Origin of the sequence: Burkholderia sp. AU33545, assembly GCF_020419685.1 — a bacterium.
In the GTDB taxonomy this organism is placed as follows: Bacteria; Pseudomonadota; Gammaproteobacteria; order Burkholderiales; family Burkholderiaceae; genus Burkholderia; species Burkholderia diffusa.
In genome coordinates this window covers 655,954-676,391 of the sequence record NZ_JAIZRQ010000002.1, presented here as the reverse complement: position 1 = coordinate 676,391, position 20,438 = coordinate 655,954, and the positions used below count along the sequence as shown (strand labels likewise).

General features: G+C 68.2%; 13 protein-coding genes. 6 read left to right on the top strand and 7 right to left on the bottom strand.

Annotated features, from left to right (window positions below):
• Positions 1-2 precede the first annotated feature (2 nt).
• Positions 3-2,423 carry a patatin-like phospholipase family protein gene (locus tag LGM71_RS08940; RefSeq protein ID WP_226114654.1) on the bottom strand — a complete coding sequence of 807 codons (2,421 nt, stop codon included), beginning with the start codon at positions 2,421-2,423 and terminating at the stop codon, positions 3-5.
• A 271-nt stretch (positions 2,424-2,694) separates the two neighbouring features.
• On the opposite strand from LGM71_RS08940, the gene LGM71_RS08935 reads away from it, so the two are divergent.
• From LGM71_RS08935 to LGM71_RS08915, 5 genes are all read left to right on the top strand, one after another.
• Positions 2,695-3,729: a rod shape-determining protein gene (locus LGM71_RS08935; RefSeq protein WP_059600165.1), complete on the top strand. Its 1,035-nt coding sequence runs from the start codon at positions 2,695-2,697 to the stop codon at positions 3,727-3,729.
• A gap of 205 nt (positions 3,730-3,934) precedes the next feature.
• Complete coding sequence (locus LGM71_RS08930; RefSeq protein WP_226114653.1) at positions 3,935-4,594, top strand: YdcF family protein; 660 nt, start codon at positions 3,935-3,937, stop codon at positions 4,592-4,594.
• Between the two features lie 623 nt (positions 4,595-5,217).
• Complete coding sequence (locus LGM71_RS08925; protein WP_226114652.1) at positions 5,218-10,806, top strand: autotransporter domain-containing protein; 5,589 nt, start codon at positions 5,218-5,220, stop codon at positions 10,804-10,806.
• Positions 10,807-10,961: 155 nt separating this feature from the next.
• Complete coding sequence (locus tag LGM71_RS08920; RefSeq protein ID WP_124621937.1) at positions 10,962-13,187, top strand: amylo-alpha-1,6-glucosidase; 2,226 nt, start codon at positions 10,962-10,964, stop codon at positions 13,185-13,187.
• 103 nt (positions 13,188-13,290) lie between these two features.
• Positions 13,291-13,542, top strand: a complete 252-nt coding sequence (locus LGM71_RS08915) for a hypothetical protein (RefSeq protein WP_059600328.1) — start codon at positions 13,291-13,293, stop codon at positions 13,540-13,542.
• A gap of 500 nt (positions 13,543-14,042) precedes the next feature.
• Here LGM71_RS08915 and penR read toward each other — a convergent pair whose 3' ends face one another.
• Positions 14,043-14,933, bottom strand: coding sequence for a beta-lactamase transcriptional regulator PenR (gene penR / locus LGM71_RS08910; protein WP_124901193.1), 891 nt, complete (start codon positions 14,931-14,933; stop codon positions 14,043-14,045).
• 116 nt (positions 14,934-15,049) lie between these two features.
• On the opposite strand from penR, the gene blaPEN-bcc reads away from it, so the two are divergent.
• Entirely contained in the window at positions 15,050-15,943 is an 894-nt protein-coding gene (gene blaPEN-bcc, locus LGM71_RS08905; RefSeq protein ID WP_226114651.1) for a PEN family class A beta-lactamase, Bcc-type, read from the top strand.
• Between the two features lie 503 nt (positions 15,944-16,446).
• Here blaPEN-bcc and LGM71_RS08900 read toward each other — a convergent pair.
• The 5 genes from LGM71_RS08900 to LGM71_RS08880 form a co-directional block, all read right to left on the bottom strand.
• On the bottom strand, positions 16,447-16,647 hold the full coding sequence (locus LGM71_RS08900) for a membrane protein (protein WP_044847905.1): 201 nt from the start codon (positions 16,645-16,647) through the stop codon (positions 16,447-16,449).
• A gap of 564 nt (positions 16,648-17,211) precedes the next feature.
• Entirely contained in the window at positions 17,212-17,580 is a 369-nt protein-coding gene (locus LGM71_RS08895; RefSeq protein ID WP_226114650.1) for an antibiotic biosynthesis monooxygenase family protein, read from the bottom strand.
• A 36-nt stretch (positions 17,581-17,616) separates the two neighbouring features.
• The gene (locus tag LGM71_RS08890) at positions 17,617-18,063 is read right to left on the bottom strand and encodes a MarR family winged helix-turn-helix transcriptional regulator (protein WP_319000376.1); all 447 of its coding nucleotides are present in this window, start codon (positions 18,061-18,063) and stop codon (positions 17,617-17,619) included.
• 270 nt (positions 18,064-18,333) lie between these two features.
• A complete protein-coding gene (locus tag LGM71_RS08885; protein WP_124621931.1) occupies positions 18,334-19,710 on the bottom strand; it encodes an ATP-binding protein in 1,377 nt (458 codons plus the stop codon).
• The gene (locus LGM71_RS08880; RefSeq protein ID WP_059685844.1) at positions 19,707-20,369 is read right to left on the bottom strand and encodes a response regulator; all 663 of its coding nucleotides are present in this window, start codon (positions 20,367-20,369) and stop codon (positions 19,707-19,709) included. The genes LGM71_RS08885 and LGM71_RS08880 overlap by 4 nt, the downstream gene beginning before the upstream one ends.
• Positions 20,370-20,438: the final 69 nt, after the last annotated feature.

Sequence of the window (20,438 nt, the reverse complement as noted above, 5' to 3'; positions counted from 1 at the left end):
CGTCAGTACGTGCGGCCGAGCTGCAGGTAGATGTTGCGCCTGCCGCCCGGCGCGAGCGCGACACCCATGTACAGCGGACCGAATGCGGTCGACAGGCTCGTGAAGAACGTGTAGCTCTGCTTGAGCGTGCCGCCGCCGACCTTCACGCCGCTCGACCACACATTGCCGACTTCCGCGCTGGCGCCGACCGACAGCGCCTTGATCGGGGACGCGTTGAACGTCATCAGCTGGTTCATGTACGTCACGTTACCGTACGCGAGTTCATTGCCGGTCAGCTGGTCGGCCGCATACGCGGCCAGATGCTGGAACCCGCCGAGCGTGAAGTTGAACGCGTTGATCAGGTTGGTGCCGCCGATGCTCTTGCCGCCCTCGATCGTTGCACTGACGCTGTGCCGGCCGAACTGCTGCGCGATCATCGCCTTGCCGTAGAGCTCGGTGTAAGGCGTGTTCGACGTATCGGCGAGGTCCTCCGCGGACTGGCTGTTGTGCGACCACAGCGACCGTTCGACACGGAATTCGCCGTAGTAGCCGCGGCGCGGGAACATCGGATCGTCGAGCTGATCGATGACGAGCCGCGCCCGCGCGGTCAGCGCCTGCGACGTGAAGCTCGGCCATATCAGCGTCGAGCTGCCGTCATCGAACGGGAACGGCAGGTTGTAGTTCGGCGAGCCGTGCCCGGTCGCGTAGCCGATACCCATCCGGAAGTCGCCGAGCCGGGCGATCGGCAGGCCGAAGTCGAGCCCGGTGCGCGCCGTCTGCATCAAGTACTGATTCAGCTTCACCTCGCCGCTGTTGTCGTACAGGTTCACGTAGCGGCGCTGATATTCCGCGTAGGGCGAAATGTACAAGCCGTATGCGGCCGGCAACGGCTGGCGCAATTCGACGCGCGCCGACTGCAGATCGCTGCCGATCGTCGTGTCCGCGCGGAACTCGAGGCCCGATTCGGTGAGCCACGGCCGCCGGTAGCCGATGTGCAGGCGGAAGCCGCCCTCGTCGGTCGAGCTGCTCGACATCCCGACGCCGAACAGCAGGAAATTCGGCCCCCAGTATTTCTCCCGCGCATCGATCTCGAGCACATTCTCGTCGCCGTGGCTCACGATCTGCTGCGTCACGCTCTCGAAATTGCCGCCGGTCGTCAGCCCGAGCAGGTCCTGGCTGACGGTCGCCGGATCGTAGGTGTCGCCCGGTTTCACGTGCAGCGCGTCGCTGACGACGCGCTTCGGCACGCCGCCGGTCGTCTTGATCTCGACCCGCGTGATGCGGATCGGCGGCGGCAGCGGCTGCGCATGCGCGGACCGGTAGGCCGCGTACTGTTCCGGCGTGAGCGCGAAGTGCCTGAGCCGCGGGAGCGCCGCGGTCGCGGCGGCCGCGCCGGCGGCGATCGCCTGCTTCGCGTTCTGGAAATCGGTGAACGCGAGCGCGCCGAGGTCGGGCGTGAGCAGCACATCCTGCGCGGCGAGTTGCTTGCGCTGCAACGTCACGTTCTGGCGGATCAGGATGCCGACCATCTGCTGCATCACGTCGGCCGGCGACGCGAGCGCGTCGAGCGGGCGCAGCGGCGAGCCGATGTCGACGGCGATCACGACCTTCGCACCCATCTGCCGCGCGGTGTCGACCGGCAGGTTGCTCACGAGGCCGCCGTCGACGAGCGCGCGGCCGTTGATCTCGGCCGGCGCGAACAGGCCGGGCATGGCCATGCTCGCGCGGATCGCGAGCGGTAGCGAGCCGCGGTCCAGCACGACCATCTGGCCCGTCTGCAGGTCGGTTGCGACCGCGCGATACGGGATCGGCAACTGGTCGAACGGCTGATTGGTCGGCACGGCGGCCGTCCAGTTCGCGAGCAGCGCCTGCAGCCGGTTGCCCTGCACGAGGCCGACCGGCGCCTTCACGCCTTTCTTGCCGAAGCCCAGTGTAAGGCTGTTGATGTACAGTCGCTCGTCCTCGCGGCTGCTTTGCGGCAGGTCCGCGCGGTCGGTCACGTCGAACGCGATGTCGGCCAGGTTCACCTCCGACAGCTGCTTCTGCATCTCGTCGGCGGCCATTCCGCTCGCATACAGGCCGCCGACCACGGCGCCCATGCTGGTGCCGGCGATGCAATCGATCGGAATGCGGTTCTCCTCGAGCACTTTCAGCACGCCCAGGTGGGCGTACCCGCGGGCGCCGCCGCCGGACAGCACGAGGCCGATCGCCGGCCGGCCGGCCGGACCACCGTCGGCGTTGCAGGTCGGCGCGGGCCTGGCGGTGGGGGCGGCGGCCGTCGTGACGGGGGCGGCCGGCGCGGCGGAAGTGGCCGCCGTCGCGGTGCGGGGGGCGGTGTCGGCTGCCGGCAAGGGCTGCGCGGCAACGGTGCAGCACCAGAGCGCAACGAGCGTTGCGCCCAGTTGGCGCACCCCGAGCCAGCGGGGAAAAGCGGGCGCTGTCATGGAGGAATACCTGGCGTGATCGGGCGTCGGACGCCTGCCGGGAGCAGGCAAGACCGAGAGATTACCGTGTTTTACAAGCGCGACGCGAGAGGCCGATGCGTAGCCGCGGACCTGCCGAAACACACATTCGGCAATCTCGTCGCGAAAAAATCATCGGAATTGTCTAAAGTACCGGAACGATTTGCCGCTAAGTCCATGATGGGGCGGTAAAAGCGCGCCGCGGAGACGCGGCCTGGCCGTTTCGGCCGGTTTGTTCAAAAAAAGGCTTGATATGTCGACACCGCTGTTCGGAAAGTTGTTTGCGCAACCCGTTGCGATCGACCCTGGAACGGCGAGTACGCGGATTTATACGCACGAGCGCGGCGTGGTGCTGAACCAGCCGTCGGTCGTCTGCTTTCGCAAGGGCGGCGCGATGGACGCGCGACCGACGCTCGAAGCGGTCGGCGAGCGCGCGAAGGCGCTGCTCGGCCGTGAGCCGGGGCATCTGGAGGCCGTGCGGCCCATGCGGCACGGCGTGATCGCCGATGCGCACGCCGCCGAGCAGATGATCCGCCGCTTCATCGACATGTCGCGCACGCGTTCGCGTTTCGGCCGCCGCGTCGAGGTCACGCTGTGCGTGCCGTCGGACGCGACGGCGGTCGAGCGCCGCGCGATCCGCGAGGCCGCGTTCGCGGCCGGTGTATCGGACGTCGAACTGATCGAGGAAGCGCTCGCCGCCGGGCTTGGCGCGGGCCTGCCGGTGACCGAGCCGGTCGGCTCGATGGTGATCGATATCGGTGGCGGGACGACCGAAGTTGCCGTGATCGCGCTCGGGGGCATCGTCTACCGCGAGGCGATCCGCGTGGGCGGCAACCAGTTCGACGCGGCGATCGTCAACCACGTGCGCAACCTGTACGGCGTGCTGCTCGGCGAGCAGACCGCCGAGCGCGTGAAGAATACGATCGGCTCGGCAACCAGCGCGGTGCCGCGCACGTCGACGCGCGCGATCGGGCGCGGCGTCGCGGACGGCCTGCCGCGGTCGATCGAGCTGTCCAACCACGACGTGGCGGACGCACTGGCCGCACCGCTCAAGCAGGTGATCGGCGCGGTGAAGTCGGTGCTGGAAAATGCGCCGGCCGAACTCCTGACCGACATCGCGCATCGCGGCGTGGTGCTCACGGGCGGCGGCGCGCTGCTCGCGGACCTCGAACGCCTGCTGCGCGACGAGACCGGACTGACCGCGCGGATCGCCGACGAGCCGGCCACCTGCGCGGTGCGCGGCGCGGGGGAGGCGAAGGGGCGGCTCGCGACGTGTCCGGTGGACTGACGCCGGCCGGGCCGGCGCATTGGCGTTCCTTGCCGGCCTTTCGAACCCCGAATTTCGTGCATGCCGAACGTCGTCCGGGTTCTCCGGACACGCTCGGCACGTCGTGTCGACCTCGTTACCTGGACAGGCGCGAGCGCGCCGTGGCAGCATGCCGGGCCGTGTGCCGTGCAAACCGGCGGCGCGCTTCTCCAGGAGTCCGATACCTTTGAACCAGCGTTTCAAGCGGGGCCGTGCGGCCCGGATCGGCCGTGTCCTGGCCGCGTTCGCGTGTTTGTGGATTGTCGCGGCCGTTGTGCTCGTCGGAACCGGGATGCGGATGCCGAGCGAGCCGGCCGACGTCGCGGTGATCTTCGGCAATGCGCTCGACGACGGCGGTGCGCCGAAACCGGTGCTTGCGGCGCGGCTCGATGTCGGCGTGCGCTGTTATCGCACCGGGCAGTGCCCGGCGTTCCTCGTCAGCGGCGCGATCGACGGCCCCGGGCTGAACGAGGCGACCGCGATGCGCGACTATCTGGTCGCGCGCGGCGTGCCGGCCGACCGGATCGCCGTCGACGACCAGGGCGACAACACGCTCGCGACCGCGCAGCACGCGCGCGCGTACATGCAGGCGCACCGGATGTCGCGCGTGCTGATCGTCAGCCAGTATTACCACCTCGCGCGGGCGCGCCTCGCGTTCGAGCGGGTCGGCATCGCGCCCGCGAACATTTTCGCCGCGTATCCACACAGCTTCCAGTGGCGGGATATCTATTCGAGCTGGCGGGAAGTGCCCGCATACGCGATCTATGCGCTGCGCCTGTGGCTCGATCCCGATGCACGGCCCATGTCGTTCCGGCCGATGCTTTATCTGATCAGCCTGTTTTCATAACACGGCGTTCCGGCCGGGATTCGGTCGATTTTACGGCTTTCATTTTCATTTCCAAATGCCGCCTTCGCATGGGCCGGATCCGAAACCGCCGGGAAGCATGTTGAAAATCGGCGATTTCAATTTGGTAAATGAAATGGATCCGGATTATCGAACCGACTGCCGCAGCCGCCACTTATATTGCACCGCGAAAATCACCCGTCTATGAGGTATCGGCATTTTCACGGATCGAGCTCCGTCGGCAGCTTCGCGCCGGATTTGACGGAGTGACCGGGAGATCCGTGGAAACCAGTGACTTTGCGCATTTCATCAAGTAAAAAATACGCATTCTATTGACCCTCCACAGATAACCAAACATCGACTGGAAAACCATGTTTTTTTGATATAGCCTTGTCTGACAAAAGCAGGGGCGGTAATCAAATCAACCAGAAAGTCGCTGCATAAAAACAAGGGTCACGATCATGGCATCCGGTTAGTTTTGCATCCTCAAACGAGAATCGATTAACCAATAATTCATCCACGAATAAACCGACGTCGTTCCGCGACCGCCGGAGGGCACGCTTGCGTCCCGGATTTTCCGCTGTCGCCGGTCCGATTCAGCGTCCATGCCGATGACGAGGGGAAGCATGAACATTGCGCATTCGAAGAAGAGCGGGGAGCCGTTTCCGAGATTCCTGTTGCCGACGGGGGTTTTTCTGGCATTGTCCGGCGCGGGCATCGTTCCCGCGTACGCGACCTGCAGCACAGCAGGCACCACGGTGACCTGCTCGGGCGTCGCGAACCCGCTGGCGCCGAGCTATGCAAACAGCGCCAACAACCTGAACGTCACAGTCAATCCCGGCGCGAGCGTCGGCGTGCTGCTGGGCGTCGGCGGCACCGCGATGTCGCTGACCGGCAGCGGCGTCACGCTGACCAACAACGGCACGATCGATCCTTCGGTGCTCGGCCCGGGGCTCGGCGTGCTGTCGAGTGGCACGGTGGTCGGCAATGCGTCGGCGAGCACCACGACCGTCACCAACAACGGCACGATGATGGGCTCGACCGGCGTCGCGATCAGCGGCGTGACGGGCATGGCGCTGTCGGTCCAGAACGGCACGGGCGGCGTCTCCAGCATCACGAACACCGGCGTGATCGGCTCCACGCCGCTGGCCGGTGCGACGCTGTCCGGCGCGGACGCGCCCGTGGTTGCCGCTTACGGTGGCGGCCAGGTCAACATGTCGAACAGCGGAACGATCACCGGGCGCGTGTCGCTCGGCTCGAGCGGCACGCCCGGGCTCGGCAACACGTTCGTCAACTCCGGCACGATCAACGGCGGCGTGTCGATGGGCGCCAACAGCACGAACACGTTCACCGCGGTCACCGGCTCGTCGGTCAATACGGCGGGCGGCACGGGCGGCGCGTTCAACATCACGGTCGGCCCCTTCACGCTCGGCGTCGCGGCGACCGGCGTCGTCGACGGCGGCGCGGGCGGCAACAACACGCTGGTGCTGCAGCAGGGCGCTACGGCGAACGGCACGATCGCGGTCAACAATTACATCAACTTCAATCATCTCGACGTCACGAGCGGCAACTGGACCGTCAACGGCGCGTCGACCGCGCAGGACGCGACACTCGCGGGCGGCGTCGCAATCATCAACGACAACGCGTCGCTCGGCACGGGCACCGTCACGGCCACTGGCGGCACGCTGCAGGCGGGCACGGCCGGGCTGAACGTCGCCAACAACGTGGATCTCGGCGCGGGCGGGCTGACGGTGCAGGGCGCGACCGGGCTCACGCTATCGGGCACGGTGACGGGTAGCGGCACACTGACGAAGAACGACGGCGGCACGCTGACGATGTCGGGTGCGAGCACGTATACGGGGGGCACGAACCTGAACGGCGGCGGCCTGGTGGTCGGCAGCAACACGGCGCTCGGCGCGGGCGCGCTGAACGTCAATGCGGCGGCGTCGCTCGACGCGAGCACGAACGTGACGCTCGGCAACGCGGTCAATCTCGCCACCGGCACGACGCTGACGATCGGTGGCAGCAACGCGCTTGCGCTGTCCGGCGCGATCGCCGGCGCCGGCGGCCTCGTGAAGGACGGCGCGGCGACGCTGACGCTGAACGGCACGAACACGTACACGGGAGACACGACGATCAACGCCGGCACGCTCGCGCTCGGGACGGGCGGCAGCCTCGCGGCGACCGGCACGGTGAACCTGACCGGCGCTGGCGCGACGTTCGACCTGAGCGGCGCGTCGGGCGCACGGACGATCGGCGCGCTGGCGGGAGCGGCCGGCACGAACGTGAACCTGGGCAGCACTTCGCTGACGCTCAACGGCACCATCAATGCGACCTACGCGGGCACGATCGGCGGCGCGGGCAGCGTGACGCTGTCGGGCCCCGGAACGCAATCGCTGACCGGCACGAACGTCTACACCGGCGGCACGAACCTGAACGGCGGCAACCTGGCCGTCGGCAGCAACACGGCGCTGGGCTTGGGCGCGGTGAACGTCAACGGCTCGTCGACGCTCGATGCGACCGCCAACGTGTCGCTCGCGAACGGCATCAACGTCGCCACCGGCACGACGCTGACACTGGTCGGCAGCACCGATCTCGGGCTCGGCGGCACGATCTCAGGCGGCGGCGGGCTCGTGAAGAACGGCGCGGCGACGCTGACGCTGAACGCCGCGAACAACTACACGGGCGGCACGACGCTGAACGCCGGCGTCCTCGCGCTCGGCAATGCCGCGGCCCTCGGTTCCGGCACGCTGACCGTCGGCGGCGCGGCGACGCTCGATGCGATCACGAACCTGTCGATCGGCAACGCGATCGATCTCGGCGCGAGCACGGCGCTCACACTGGGCGGCAGCAACGCACTCGTGCTGGGCGGCGTGATCTCCGGCACGGGTGCGCTCGTGAAGGCCGGCGCGGCGACCACGACGCTGACGGGCGCGAACACGTATACAGGCGGCACGACGATCAACGCCGGCACACTGGCGATCGGCGCGGGCGGCAGCCTGGCGGCGACCGGCGCGATGAATCTCGCGAACGCGGGCGCGGCGCTCGACCTGAGCGCTGCGACGGTGCCGCAGTCGATCGGCGCGCTGGACGGTGTGGCGGGCACGAACGTGAATCTCGGCGCCAATACGCTGACGCTGGGCGGGACGGCCGGCGGCACGTTCAGCGGTGCGATCGGCGGGACCGGCAGCCTGACGCTGGCGGGCACCGGCACGCAGACGCTGAACGGCGCAAGCACCTATTCGGGCGGCACGAACCTCAACAGTGGCAGCCTGGTGCTCGGCAACGCCGCGGCACTCGGCACCGGCGCGCTGAACGTCGGCGGTGCGGCCACGCTCGATACGAACGCGAACCTGTCGGTCACCAACGCAGTCGATCTCGGTGCGGGCGCAACGCTGACGCTCGGCGGCAGCAATGCGCTCGGATTGAGCGGCGCGATCTCCGGCACGGGCGCGCTCGTGAAGAACGGCGCGGCGACCACGACGCTGACGGGCGCGAACACGTACACCGGCGGCACGACGATCAATGCGGGCACGCTGGCGATCGGGGCGGGCGGCAGCCTGGCGGCGACCGGCGCGATGAATCTCGCGAACGTGGGCGCGACGCTCGATCTGAGCAGTGCGTCGGGTGCGCAAACGCTCGGCGCGCTGTCGGGCGTGAGCGGCACGAACGTGAATCTCGGCGCCAACGCGCTGACGCTGGGCGGGACGGGCAGCGGCACGTTCAGCGGGGCGATCGGCGGGACCGGCAGCCTGACGCTGGCGGGCACCGGCACGCAGACGCTGAACGGCGCGAGCACCTATTCGGGCGGCACGAGCCTCAACAGTGGCGGCCTGGTGCTCGGCAACGCATCGGCACTCGGTACCGGCGCGCTGAACGTCGGCGGTGCGGCCACGCTCGATACGAACGCAAACCTGTCGATGACGAATGCGGTCGCTCTCGGCACGAGCGCGACGCTGACGCTCGGCGGCAGCAATGCGCTCGGATTGAGCGGCGCGATCTCCGGCACGGGTGCGCTCGTGAAGAACGGCGCGGCGACCACGACGCTGACGGGCGCGAACACGTACACCGGCGGCACGACGATCAACGCGGGCACGCTGGCGCTCGGGGCGGGCGGCAGCCTGGCGGCGGCCGGCACGGTGAACCTCGCCGGCACCGGCGCGACGCTCGACCTGAGCGGCGCGTCGGGTGCGCAAACGCTCGGTGCGCTGTCGGGCGTGGCCGGCAGCAACGTGAGTCTCGGCGGCAACGCGCTTACGTTGGGCGGAACCGCCAGCGGCGCGTTCGGCGGGGTGATCGGCGGCACCGGCGGCCTGACGGTCGCGGGCACCGGCATTCAGACGCTGACCGGCAGCAACACGTACACGGGCGGCACGACGATCGCGGCGGGTGGCACGCTTCAGCTCGGCAACGGCGGCTCGTCGGGCAGCGTGGTCGGCAACGTCGTCGACAACGGCGCGCTGATCTTCAACCAGTCCGCCAACGTGACGCTCGCGAGCGTGCTGTCCGGCACCGGCTCGCTGACCCAGGCCGGCAGCGGACAACTGACGCTGACTGGCACCAGTACGCTGAGCGGCCCCACCACCGTCGCCGCGGGCACGCTCGCCGTCGACGGTTCGCTCGGCCAGTCGACCGTGACCGTGCAGAACGGCGCGACGCTGACGGGCACCGGCACGGTCGGCGGCCTCGTCGTGCAGAGCGGCGCGTTCGCGGCCGTGTCGCAGCCGGGCGCGGCGCTGAACGTCGCCGGCAACGTCACGTTCCAGCCGGGCTCGACGCTGCAGGTCGCGGTCACGCCGCAGCAGGCGGGCAGCATCGCGGCGAGCGGCACGGCCACGCTGAACGGCGGCACCGTGCAGGTGCTCGCGAACCAGGCCAGCTATCAGCCGACCACGAAGTACACGATCCTCAGCGCGTCGTCGGGCGTGCAGGGCACGTTCAGTCAGGTGAATTCGAACTACGCGTTCCTGATGCCGACGCTCAGCTACGATCCGGACCACGTGTACCTGCAACTGGTCGCGAACGGCACGTCGCTGACCGATGTCGCGACGACGCCGAACCAGCGCGCGGTCGCGACCGCGATCGGTGCGCTCGGCGCGGGCAACCCGCTTTACGACACGGTGCTGACGACCGATGCGGCCACCGCGCGCCGGGCGTACGGGATGCTCGACGGCGAACTGCAGGCGAGCCTGAAGAGCATGCTGCTGCTCGACAGCCGCTACGTGCGCGATGCCGTGACCGATCGCGTGCGCCAGGGCCTCGCGCCCGGATCGGGGCCGCTCGCGGCGCTGTCGTCGGGCGGCGCCGCGCTGTGCGGCGACAACACGGCCGGTGTCACCGACCCGACGTTGCCGCCGGAACGCCGGATCGGCTCGCGGGCCGGCTGCCATGGCGGCACGCCTTATCAGCCGGTTGTCTGGGGGCAGGCATTCGGCGGCCGCAGCAGGCTCGCGGGCGACGGCGACACGTCGGCGATCAACCGCAGCATGACGGGCTTCATCGCCGGTGCCGACATGGCGCTCAACGACAAGTGGCGTGCCGGCCTGGCCGCCGGCGTCACGCACAGCTCGCTCGACAACGACCTGAGTTCGTCGGCGTCGGTCAACAGCTACTACCTGTCGCTGTACGGCGGCGCGCAGTACGGTGCGCTCGGCGTGCGCGGCGGCGCGTCGTACACGTGGTATCGGATCAACAGCGACCGCTATCCGGGCTTCGCGGGCTTCTCCGACCACGATTCGGCCGGCTACAACGCGAATTCCGCGCAGGTGTTCGGCGAAGTCGGCTACGCGCTGCCGGTCGGGCCGGTCGCGCTCGAACCGTTCGCGGGTCTTGCCTACGTGAACCTGCATACCGACGGCTATACGGAAAGCGGCGGTGCGGCCGCGCTGCGGGCCGGCGGCCAGACGACCCACGTCGGTTTCTCGACGCTCGGCGTGCGTGCCGCGTCGCAGTTCGGCACGTTTACCGCGCGCGGGACGGTCGGCTGGCGGCACGCGTTCGGCAACGTGCAGCCGTCGTCGGCGTTCACCTTCGCGAACGGCGGTACGTCGTTCCAGGTATCGGGCGTGCCGATTGCTCGCGACAGCGCGGTGCTCGAAGCGGGCATCGACGCGACCATCACGAAGCGCCTGACGCTCGGCCTCACGTTCAGCGGCCAGTACGGCAGCGGCGTGCGTGACAACGCGGTGCTCGGCAACATCCTGTGGAAGTTCTGACCGTCGCCTGATGTGCCTGTGCGCGGCCCGGTGCGGCGGCGGCAACGCCGCGGGGGCCGCGTCTTTTTCGTCGCTGCGCGCCCCCCCGGTTCTGGCCTATCCTGTGCGAAACACGCGACGCGCACCGCGCGTTGCGCCTCGACACAGGAGCATCGATGCCGAATCACGCCGAAGCCACCACGACGCAGGCGCCGCAAGTCGCGCCGGTTCCCCCGACCCAGGCGACGGGCCCCGCGTTCATCGCGCCCGAAGCCGATCCGCAGGCACTCGCACGCAACAACCAGTACGTATTGAAATCCGGCGACGCATTCGTGGTCAGCGATGCGCTCGGCGACATCGGCGGCCATGACGACGGCCTGTTCGTCGACGACATGCGCGTGCTGTCGACATGGCGTTTGACCTTCGGCGGCCGTGCGCCGTCGCTGCTGTCGGGCGCGACGAGCGCGGACAACGCGTCGTTTACCGCACACCTGACGAACCGCCCGCTGCCGCCGCTCGGCGGCCGCGAGACGCCCGAGGGTGTGATCCACATCGAACGGATGCGCGTGCTCGCGGGCGACGTGCTGCACGAAGCGCTGACGTTGACGAACTACGGCGCGAGCGAGGCCGAGGTGCCGCTGTCGCTGTCGTTCGCGGCGGATTTCAAGGACATGTTCGAAGTGCGCGGCACGCAGCGTCCGAAGCGCGGCACGGTGGCCGCGCCGCGCGTCGACGCCGGTGCGGTGCGGCTGCGTTACGACGGCCTCGACAAGGTCGAGCGCAACGTGACCGTGCATTTCTCGCCGGCACCCGACGCGCTCTCGGTCGATCGCGCCGATTACACGCTGACGATCGCCGCGCAGGCGTGCGTGTCGATCTACCTGACCGTCGACGCGACGCTCGGCCCCGCGCGCGACGGGGAAGGCCCGGGATGCGGCCGCGTCGCGCTGCGCACCGCGCTCGTCGGCGTGCATCGCGAGATGCGTTCGCGGCGCGAGGCGATGGCGCGCGTGAACACCAGCAATCCGCTGTTCGACGCATGGCTCGACCGGTCGCTCGCCGATCTCGGGCTGCTCACGACGCAGCTCGACACCGGGCCGTATCCGTATGCGGGCATTCCATGGTTCTCGACGCCGTTCGGCCGCGACGCGGTGATCACGTCGCTGCAGATGCTGTGGCTGCAGCCGTCGCTCGCGCGCGGCGTGCTGCGCTTTCTCGCGGAGCACCAGGCGCGCGAGACGTCCGCGTTCCGCGATGCGGAGCCCGGCAAGATCATGCACGAATTCCGCCGCAGCGAGATGGCTGCGACGGGCGAGGTGCCGTTCGCGCTGTATTACGGCGGCGTCGATACGACCCCGCTGTTCATCGTGCTCGCGGGGGCGTACGTCGAACACACGGGCGACGATGCGCTGATCGACGAGCTGTGGCCCGCGCTCGAGCGCGCCGCGCAGTGGGTGATCGACAAGTGCGACCGCAATCCGTACGGGCTGCTCGATTACCAGCGCACGTCGGAGCGCGGCCTCGCGAACCAGGGCTGGAAGGATAGCCACGATTCGGTGTTCCACGCGGACGGCCGCTTCCCCGACGGCCCGATCGCGCTCGTCGAAGTTCAGGCTTATGCGTGCGCGGCGCTCGATGCGATGTCGATGTGCTCGCACCGGCGCGGACACGCGGCCGACGCGACGCGCTATGCGTTGCGCGCGAAGACGCTGCGCGACCAGGTCGAGGCACTGTTCTGGATGCCGGAGTCCGAGTTCTACGGGATCGCGCTCGACGGTCACGGTGACTTGTGCCGCGTGCTGGCGTCGAACGCAGGCCATCTGCTCGCGTTCGGTCTGCCCGACGCCGGGCGCGGCGCGGCGGTCGCCAGCGTGCTCGGCTCGACGCTGTTCCAGACGGGTTGGGGCATTCGCACGCTCGCGGCCGGCCAGCCGCGCTTCAATCCGATGGCCTATCACAACGGTTCGGTGTGGCCGCACGACAATGCGCTGATCGCGCGCGGGCTCGCGCGCTATGGCGACAAGACGGCGGCGGTGAACCTGCTGCGCGCGCTGTTCGAAGCCGCGGTCAGCTTCGAGATGCGGCTGCCGGAGCTGTTCTGCGGGTTCCCGCGCCGGCGCGGCGAGCCGCCGACGGCGTATCCGGTCGCGTGCCTGCCGCAAGCGTGGGCGGCCGGTGCGCCGTTCATGATGCTGCAGGCGTGTCTCGGCGTGAGCGTCGACGCGGCGCGCCACGAAGTGCGTGTCGAACGCCCGACGCTGCCTGAAGGCGTCGACTGGCTGCGCATCGACGAACTGCGGGTCGGCGACGAGACCGTATCGCTGACGTTCCGGCGCGTCGACGGCCAGGTATTCGCGGCGGCCGCGCAGCCGGGGCGGGTGAAGGTGGTCGCGGTGCTGTAATGATGCGGCAGCCTGCACGGACGTTGCGCGATGTCGCGCCACGTCCGCGCGCAGCGGCATAGAATCGTGACATGACCCTTGAACGATGGCGGAGGCACCTACGATGACGACCGATAAACGGCCCGACGACGGCGAGCAGAAGCTCGAGAATCTGGAAGCGGCGGTCGACCACCTGCACAAGTCGATCGAGTCGCAGAGCATCGCGGCTGGCGCGGCGAAGGGCATCCTGTTCAGCCTGATCGAAACGCTCGGCGCGCTGATCGGCGATCCCGACCTGCCCGAACATGCGCGCTCCGGATACGAGGCGCTGCGCGACAAGGCGAGCGAATTGCGCAGCGGGCTCGACCGGCATTGATGAATCGGCAGCACCGGCGTCGGCCGCACGGCCTGCGCCGGTGCTGCACAATCTTGCGCGGCGCGCACAAAACCCCGTGCGCTCAATGAGTTAGCCGGCCGGTGCGCAGGATATCCACAAGCTTGCCAACATAATCTGTGGAGAACCGTCCGGCCCGCGAGCCGGCGCGCAGGGCGCGCGCCGCGAGGTTGCAAACGATGCCGCGTCATTGACCTGTCTGGGCCGATCTACTGAATCCCCTTTTGTATCAGGATGTTACGCGTCACATTGGTGGAATATCCACAGGCTTGCCAACAAAATCTGTGGATAAGTCTGACGTGATTGCTTCCTGATGGTTGAGGATCCGGCGCGCGGCGGCCGCTGCGTTCAACCTCCAGGCAGCACGGGCTGCCCGATACGTGCATCGGCGCGGTAATTCGTGCGCGATCAACGGGTTAGGCCCCGGGTACCCAGGATATCCACATCCTTGCCAACAAAATCTGTGGACAAGCAGGGCCTCATCATTCGACTGGCGCCGCGTCGGCCGCTTCCGCAACGATCCAGTCGCGAAACAGCGTCATTGCCGGCGTGAGCGGCTTCGACTTCAGCGACGTGAGCCAGTAGCCGCCCGCGCGCACGTCGATGTCGAGCGGCCGCGCGAGCTGGCCGAGCTGCAGTTCGCGCGCGAACATGCAGGCCGGCGCGAGCGCGATGCCCGCGCCCTGCATCGCGGCCTCGACCATCAGTCGCGACGAATCGAACACCGGCCCGTTCACTGGCCAGGGTTCGAGCTGCGCGGCGTCGAACCAGCCGAGCCATTCGTCGGTACGGTACGAGCGCAGCAGCGTTTCGTTCGCGAGATCCGTCGGCCGTGCGAGGCGCCGCGCGATCTCCGGCGCGCACAGCGCGGTGAGCGGTGCGTCAAGCAGCCGCTCGTTGCGCGTCGCCGGCCAGTTGCCTTCCCCGAAGCGGATCGCGAAATCGAGGCCCTCGGCCGCGAGGTCGACGACGTTGTTGTTGGTCCGCAGCCGCAGCTCGACGAACGGGTGCGTGTCGCCGAAGCGCTTCAGCCGTGGCATTAGCCAGCCTATGGCAAAGGTGCCGACCGCGCCGAGCGTCAGCACCTCGTGGAAGCGTCCGCCCTCGAATTGCTTGAGCACGGTCTCGATCCGGCTGAATGCGTCGCTGAGCACCGGCAGCAGCGCGCGCCCTTCGTCGGTGAGCCCGAGGCCGCGCGGCAGCCGCGTGAACAGCGCGCAGCCGAGCCGCTCCTCGAGCGAGCGCACCTGCTGGCTCACGGCAGCCTGGGTCACGCTCAGCTCGAGGCCGGCACGCGTGAAGTTCAGGTGGCGCGCCGACGATTCGAATGCGCGCAACGCATTGAGCGGAAGATGAGGGCGGAGCTTAGTCATAAGAATTTCTTGTGTCAGCGCTCAATTATCGTTGCTTGTCAGGCAACCGTAAAGTCACGATAGTGCTGTCTCGCCGGCCGGCCGTTCCGCATCCATTCCACCACGAGAGACACGACATGACCTACTCATCGCAACGTCGAAACCTGTTGCTGGCCGCCGCGACGGCGCCGCTCGTCCTGACCGTCGCCGCGTGCGCGTCACCGCCGGCCGCGGGGCAGGACGTTTCGTCCGCGACGTCGTTTGCCGCGCTCGAGCGCGCCGCGGGCGGCCGTCTCGGCGTGTGCGCGATCGACACCGCGAGCGGCCGGCACGCGCGGCATCGCGCGGACGAACGCTTCCCGTTCTGCAGCACGTTCAAGGCGATGTTGAGCGCGGCGGTGCTCGCGCAGAGCGTCGAGCACCCGGGGCTGCTGCAGCAGCGCGTGACGATCGCGCAGTCCGATCTCGTGAACTACTCGCCGGTGTCGGGCAAGCACGTCGGCACCGGGATGACTGTCGCCGAGTTGTGCGAGGCGGCGATCCAGTACAGCGACAACTCGGCCGCGAACCTGGCGATGAAGCTGATCGGCGGGCCGGCGGCGGTGACCGCGTATGCACGCTCGATCGGCGACGACACGTTCCGGCTCGATCGCTGGGAGACCGAACTGAATACCGCGTTGCCGGGCGACCTGCGCGACACGACGACGCCCGACGCGATGGCCGCGAGCATGCGCGTGCTTACGCACGGCGACGCGCTGCCGCCCGCGCAGCGTGCGCAGCTCGTCGCGTGGCTGCGCGGCAACAAGGTCGGCGACAAGCGGATTCGCGCGGGCGTGCCGGCCGGGTGGCAGGTGGCCGACAAGACCGGCACCGGCGACTACGGGACGACGAACGATGCGGGCGTGATCTGGCCGCCGTCGCGCGCGCCGATCGTGCTCGTCGTGTACTACACGCAGGCGCGTGCCGATGCGAAGGCGAAGGACGACGTGATCGCGGCCGCCGCGCGCATCGCGGTCGCGACGTTCGCCTGAGCGGGCGGCGCGGCGTGCGTTCATCGATGGCTGGACGAAGCGATGGAGGCACGCCGTGCCGCAGGCGTGACCGGCACGTCGAAACGTTGTGCGATCAACGACTTAGGTCACGCATGCTCAGGATATCCACATCCTTGCCAACAAAAATTGTGGACAAGCCCGCGAGCGGTCTCGTTCGTCGCGCAGCGGGCACGGCGCTCGCGTGCCGCAGGCCTGCCTGCACGGTTTGAAGCGGCACGGACAAAACCTTTCGGATCAAGCGCTTGTGCGTGGTATGCGCAGGCTATCCACACGCTTGCCAACACAATCTGTGGACAAGCGGTGTGGCGCGCGCGACATGCGGTCCGTCGCATCGCACGACGATGCGCGAACGGCACGGTGCCCGCCGCGTGCCCCATTCGAAGCGATGCGGACAAAGTCTTTCGGATCAAGCGCTTGATCGCGGTATGCGCAGGCTATCCACATGCTTGCCAACACAATCTGTGGACAAGCCAGCTTGATGTTCAGCCATGCCGATCGTCGACCGAGGGCCAGCGCGCGAATGCGAAAACCCACAACATGATGAAGTTCAGGACCGGGACGAACATCGTCAGGATCCACCAGCCTGAATGCCCGGTACGCCGAACGATCCGGACATACGGATAGACGACGATCGCGACGAGCACGAGTGAGACGATCAACTGCCCTGCGGTGAAGTGTTCCATGGCCTTCCTCGGATGATGTGTCGTTGTACGATGCGGGCCGAACGGCCCGCACGCCGCGCGCAGTCTCGAGATGCGCGGCCGCGTGCGGCTCGTGTGATCCTGACGCGTCGCATGCACGCACGTCAAGCCGCGTTCAGGGCGCGCCGTTGCGCCGGATCGTCCGATTGCGCGCATGTGCGGACCGCGCGCTGCCGCAACGGCGGCGCGGCGCATGAATCATTGGCCGATCAACGGGTTAGGCGATGCATGCGCAGGATATCCACAAGCTTGCCAACATTTTCTGTGGGTAAGTGGCGCGGCGATCGCGTCGTGTATCGAACGCGCATCGACGTGGCATCGTGATGCGAAGTGCGGCGAACCGGCGCGTGTGACGGGCGCGGTGCGCGCCGCGTCTGCATCACGCGTGCCAAAGTCCGTCGGATCAAGGGCTTAGCGTCGCGGTGCGCAGGATATCCACAAGCTTGCCAACATTTTCTGTGGAGAAGTCCGCGTGGCGATCGCGCGGCGCGGCACCGCGTGCAAACCGTGCGTCGCACCGGCTCGCGCATCGGCTCATGCATCGGCTCACGCGGTACACACGCCTGCCACGGCGACTTTCTGGAACAGGTGCGGGCTCGCGACGGCGGACGACGGATAAGCCGACAGTTTCGCGACGAACGCCGGATGCGTGAAGGCCGCGCGAAACGCGTCGGTCGATTCCCAGATCGCGTAGTTGAAGTAAGTCGGACTGTCGCCGAGTGCGCGATGAAGCTGGGTCGAAATGAATCCGGGCTGCCGTTTCATGAACTCGGCGTCGTCCTTCCACACAGCCAGGAAATGCGCTTCGTCGGCCGGATCCAGCGTGAAGACGTTGACGAGGACGACGGGTTGCGCGTCGATGCCGAGCTGTTGCTGGATCGGAAAGGCCGGGTCCATCGGTTTGAAACGAGGCATGGAGCACTCCTGCAAGTAATTGGGTCGATGGCGCGATCATGCCTGCCCGTTCGGCGCATGAGCGCCGGACATCGTCGACAGCACGCGAATCGCCGCATCGAGATCGGCCGAACTGAATTGACCGGCGATGTCGCGGACATGCTGCTGCCATTGCCCGACCACCGCCTGGTAGGCCGCGGTACCGCGCGGGGTCAGCGCGTACAACGGAGAGCGCTTGTGCGTCGGGTTCGGCAGCGGTTGCACCAGCCCTTCTTCCACGAGCACGTTGATCTGTTTCAGGACGGCCTGCCGCGAGATGCCCATGGCGTCGGCGATCTGCGGGATGTTCGGGGCTTCCGGCGCCATCGAGATGGCGCCCAGCACCTGCCAGCGCGCGCTGGTCAGGCCGTGCGGCGCGGCAAAGGTATTGCCCCATTCGATCAACAGGCCGTTCAGGCGGAAGACGGACAGCGCGACGGCAGTCAGCTTGGCGGGTTTCGTCATGGTCGGGATGTGCGATAAATTGACAACCAATTTACGTAATTGGTAACTGGTTGTCAAGTTTGTCGTGGATCGCCACGGCCGGACGGGCGTGGCAGGAGAGGGGATCGGTACGCGATGTCGCGTCCGGACGTGGGGTGTGCGGCGCGGTCTGGCGCATTCGCTGCGCACGACCGACAAACCCTTTCGGATCAATCGCTTGTCGTCGTTAGCGGCCGGTTGTCCACAAGCTTGCCAACACAATCTGTGGAAAAGCCGCCCGTCGGGCGAGCGTCAGGCCGGCACGGGAAAACGCACCGTCACGGTCAGCCCGCGCCCGCCTTGCGTCGTGCCGAGCGCGACCGTCGCGCGATGCTGTTCGGCGATCCGCTTGACGATCGACAGGCCGAGCCCGCTGCCCGACGACGTGGCAGCCTGCGCGCCTTCGCCGCGATAGAAGCGCTCCCATACGTCCTTGCGCTCGGCTTCCGGAATGCCGGGGCCGTCGTCGGCGACTTCGAGCACGGGCGTCGCGCCGTCGAGGCGCGCGGACACATCGACGCGCGCGCCGTCGCCCGCATAGCGGATCGCGTTGTCGACGAGGTTGTTCAGCAGCACGCGCAACGTGTCCATGTTGCCCGTGGCCATCACCGGCGACGCCACGATCGCGCCGAGGTCGATTCGGTGCGCATCCGCGACGCGCGTGCGGTCGGCGACCACCGAGCGGCACAGCGCGGCGAGATCGACGCTCGCGGATGCCGCGGCGGACGCCTGCGCGTCCGGTTCGAGGCGCGCGAGTGTCAGCAACTGCTCGGCGAGGTGGCCGAGGCGTGTCGTGCCGGCCTGGATCTGCGCGAGGATCTGCTCGCGCTCGTCGGCCGTCGACGCGCGCCGCAGCAATTGCGACTGGATCGACAGCCCCATGATCGGCGTGCGCAACTCGTGCGCGGCATCGGCGATGAAGTGCCGCTGCAGCGTGAACGAGCGGTCGAGCCGCGCGAGCAGGTCGTTGATCGCTTCGGCGAGCGGGCGGACCTCGTTCGGCATCGACGCGACGTCGACGGGTTCGAGATTGTTCGCATTCCTGCGCTTAAGGCCGGATGCGATCGTGCGCAGCGGCCGAAGCCCCGCGCCGATGCCGAACCACAGCCCGATCGCGAGTACGGGCAGCATCGAGAACACCGGCCACAGCAGGTGCACCGCGATGCCCGCGATCGCTTCCCAGCGCGCATGGCGCGCCTGCGCGAGCCGGATCGTCGTGCCGCCGCGTTCGGTCACGTAGGTGCGCCACGGCTGGCCATCGACGTCGACGCTCCCGATGCCCGTCTGCGCGGGCGGCGGCAGCTCGGACTTGCGATCGGTCGAGTAAACCAGCGTGCCGTTGCGCCAGACCTGCAGCAGCACCGCGTCGGGATCGCTGGCCTCGAATTCGTGCTTGCCGTCGCCGTGATTGCGGAACGACAGTTCGCCGTCCGGGCCGACGACGATCTGCTTCGACATGCTGCGCATCTGGTCGTCGAGGAGATCGTCGAGCTCGCGCAGCGCGCCCCAGTAGGTGCCCGCACTCGCGACCAGCCCGATCACGCACGCGGCCGGCAGCAGCCACATCAACAGGCGCCGCCGCAGCGATGCGCTGCGCCAGCGCGCGATCGCGTGTTGCAGACGCGTCATGCGCCGTCACCGATCCGGTAGCCGACGCCGCGCACCGTGCGGATCATGTCGTGGCCGAGTTTCTTGCGCAGGTTGTGGATGTGCACCTGCACCGCGTTGCTCTCGATTTCCTCGCCCCAGCTGTACAGCCGTTCCTCGAACTGTTCGCGCGAGATCACCGCGCCGGGGTCGCGCATCAGTTCTTGCAGCAGCACGAATTCCTTCGGCGACAGCGTCACTTCGTCGTCGTTGAGCCACACCAGGTGCTTGACGGGATCGAGGCGCAGCGGGCCGATCGCGAGCGTCGTCTGCGCGCGCCCCGCGTGGCGGCGGTTGACCGCGCGAATGCGCGCGAGCAGTTCCTCGAGCACGAACGGCTTGACGAGGTAGTCGTCGGCGCCGCTGTCGAGGCCTGCGATGCGGTCGGGCACGCCGTCGCGCGCGGTGATGATGATCGCGGGCAGGGTTTCGTCGCGGCGGCGCAGCGACGCGAGCACCGACAGGCCGTCGCGGTTCGGCAGCCCGAGATCGAGCAGCAGCAGGCCGTAGCCGGTCGAGCGCAGCGCGAGCGTCGCAGCATCGCCGTCCTTGACCCAGTCGACTGCGAAGCCTTCCTGTTTGAGGCCCTGTTCGAGCCCGCTGCCGATCAGCGGATCGTCCTCGACGAGCAGTACGCGCATGGATTCGTGTCTGTTGGCGGGCGTGGCGCCCGGGGTTCCCATGATAAGCGCAGGTGCCTTAGGCCGAGC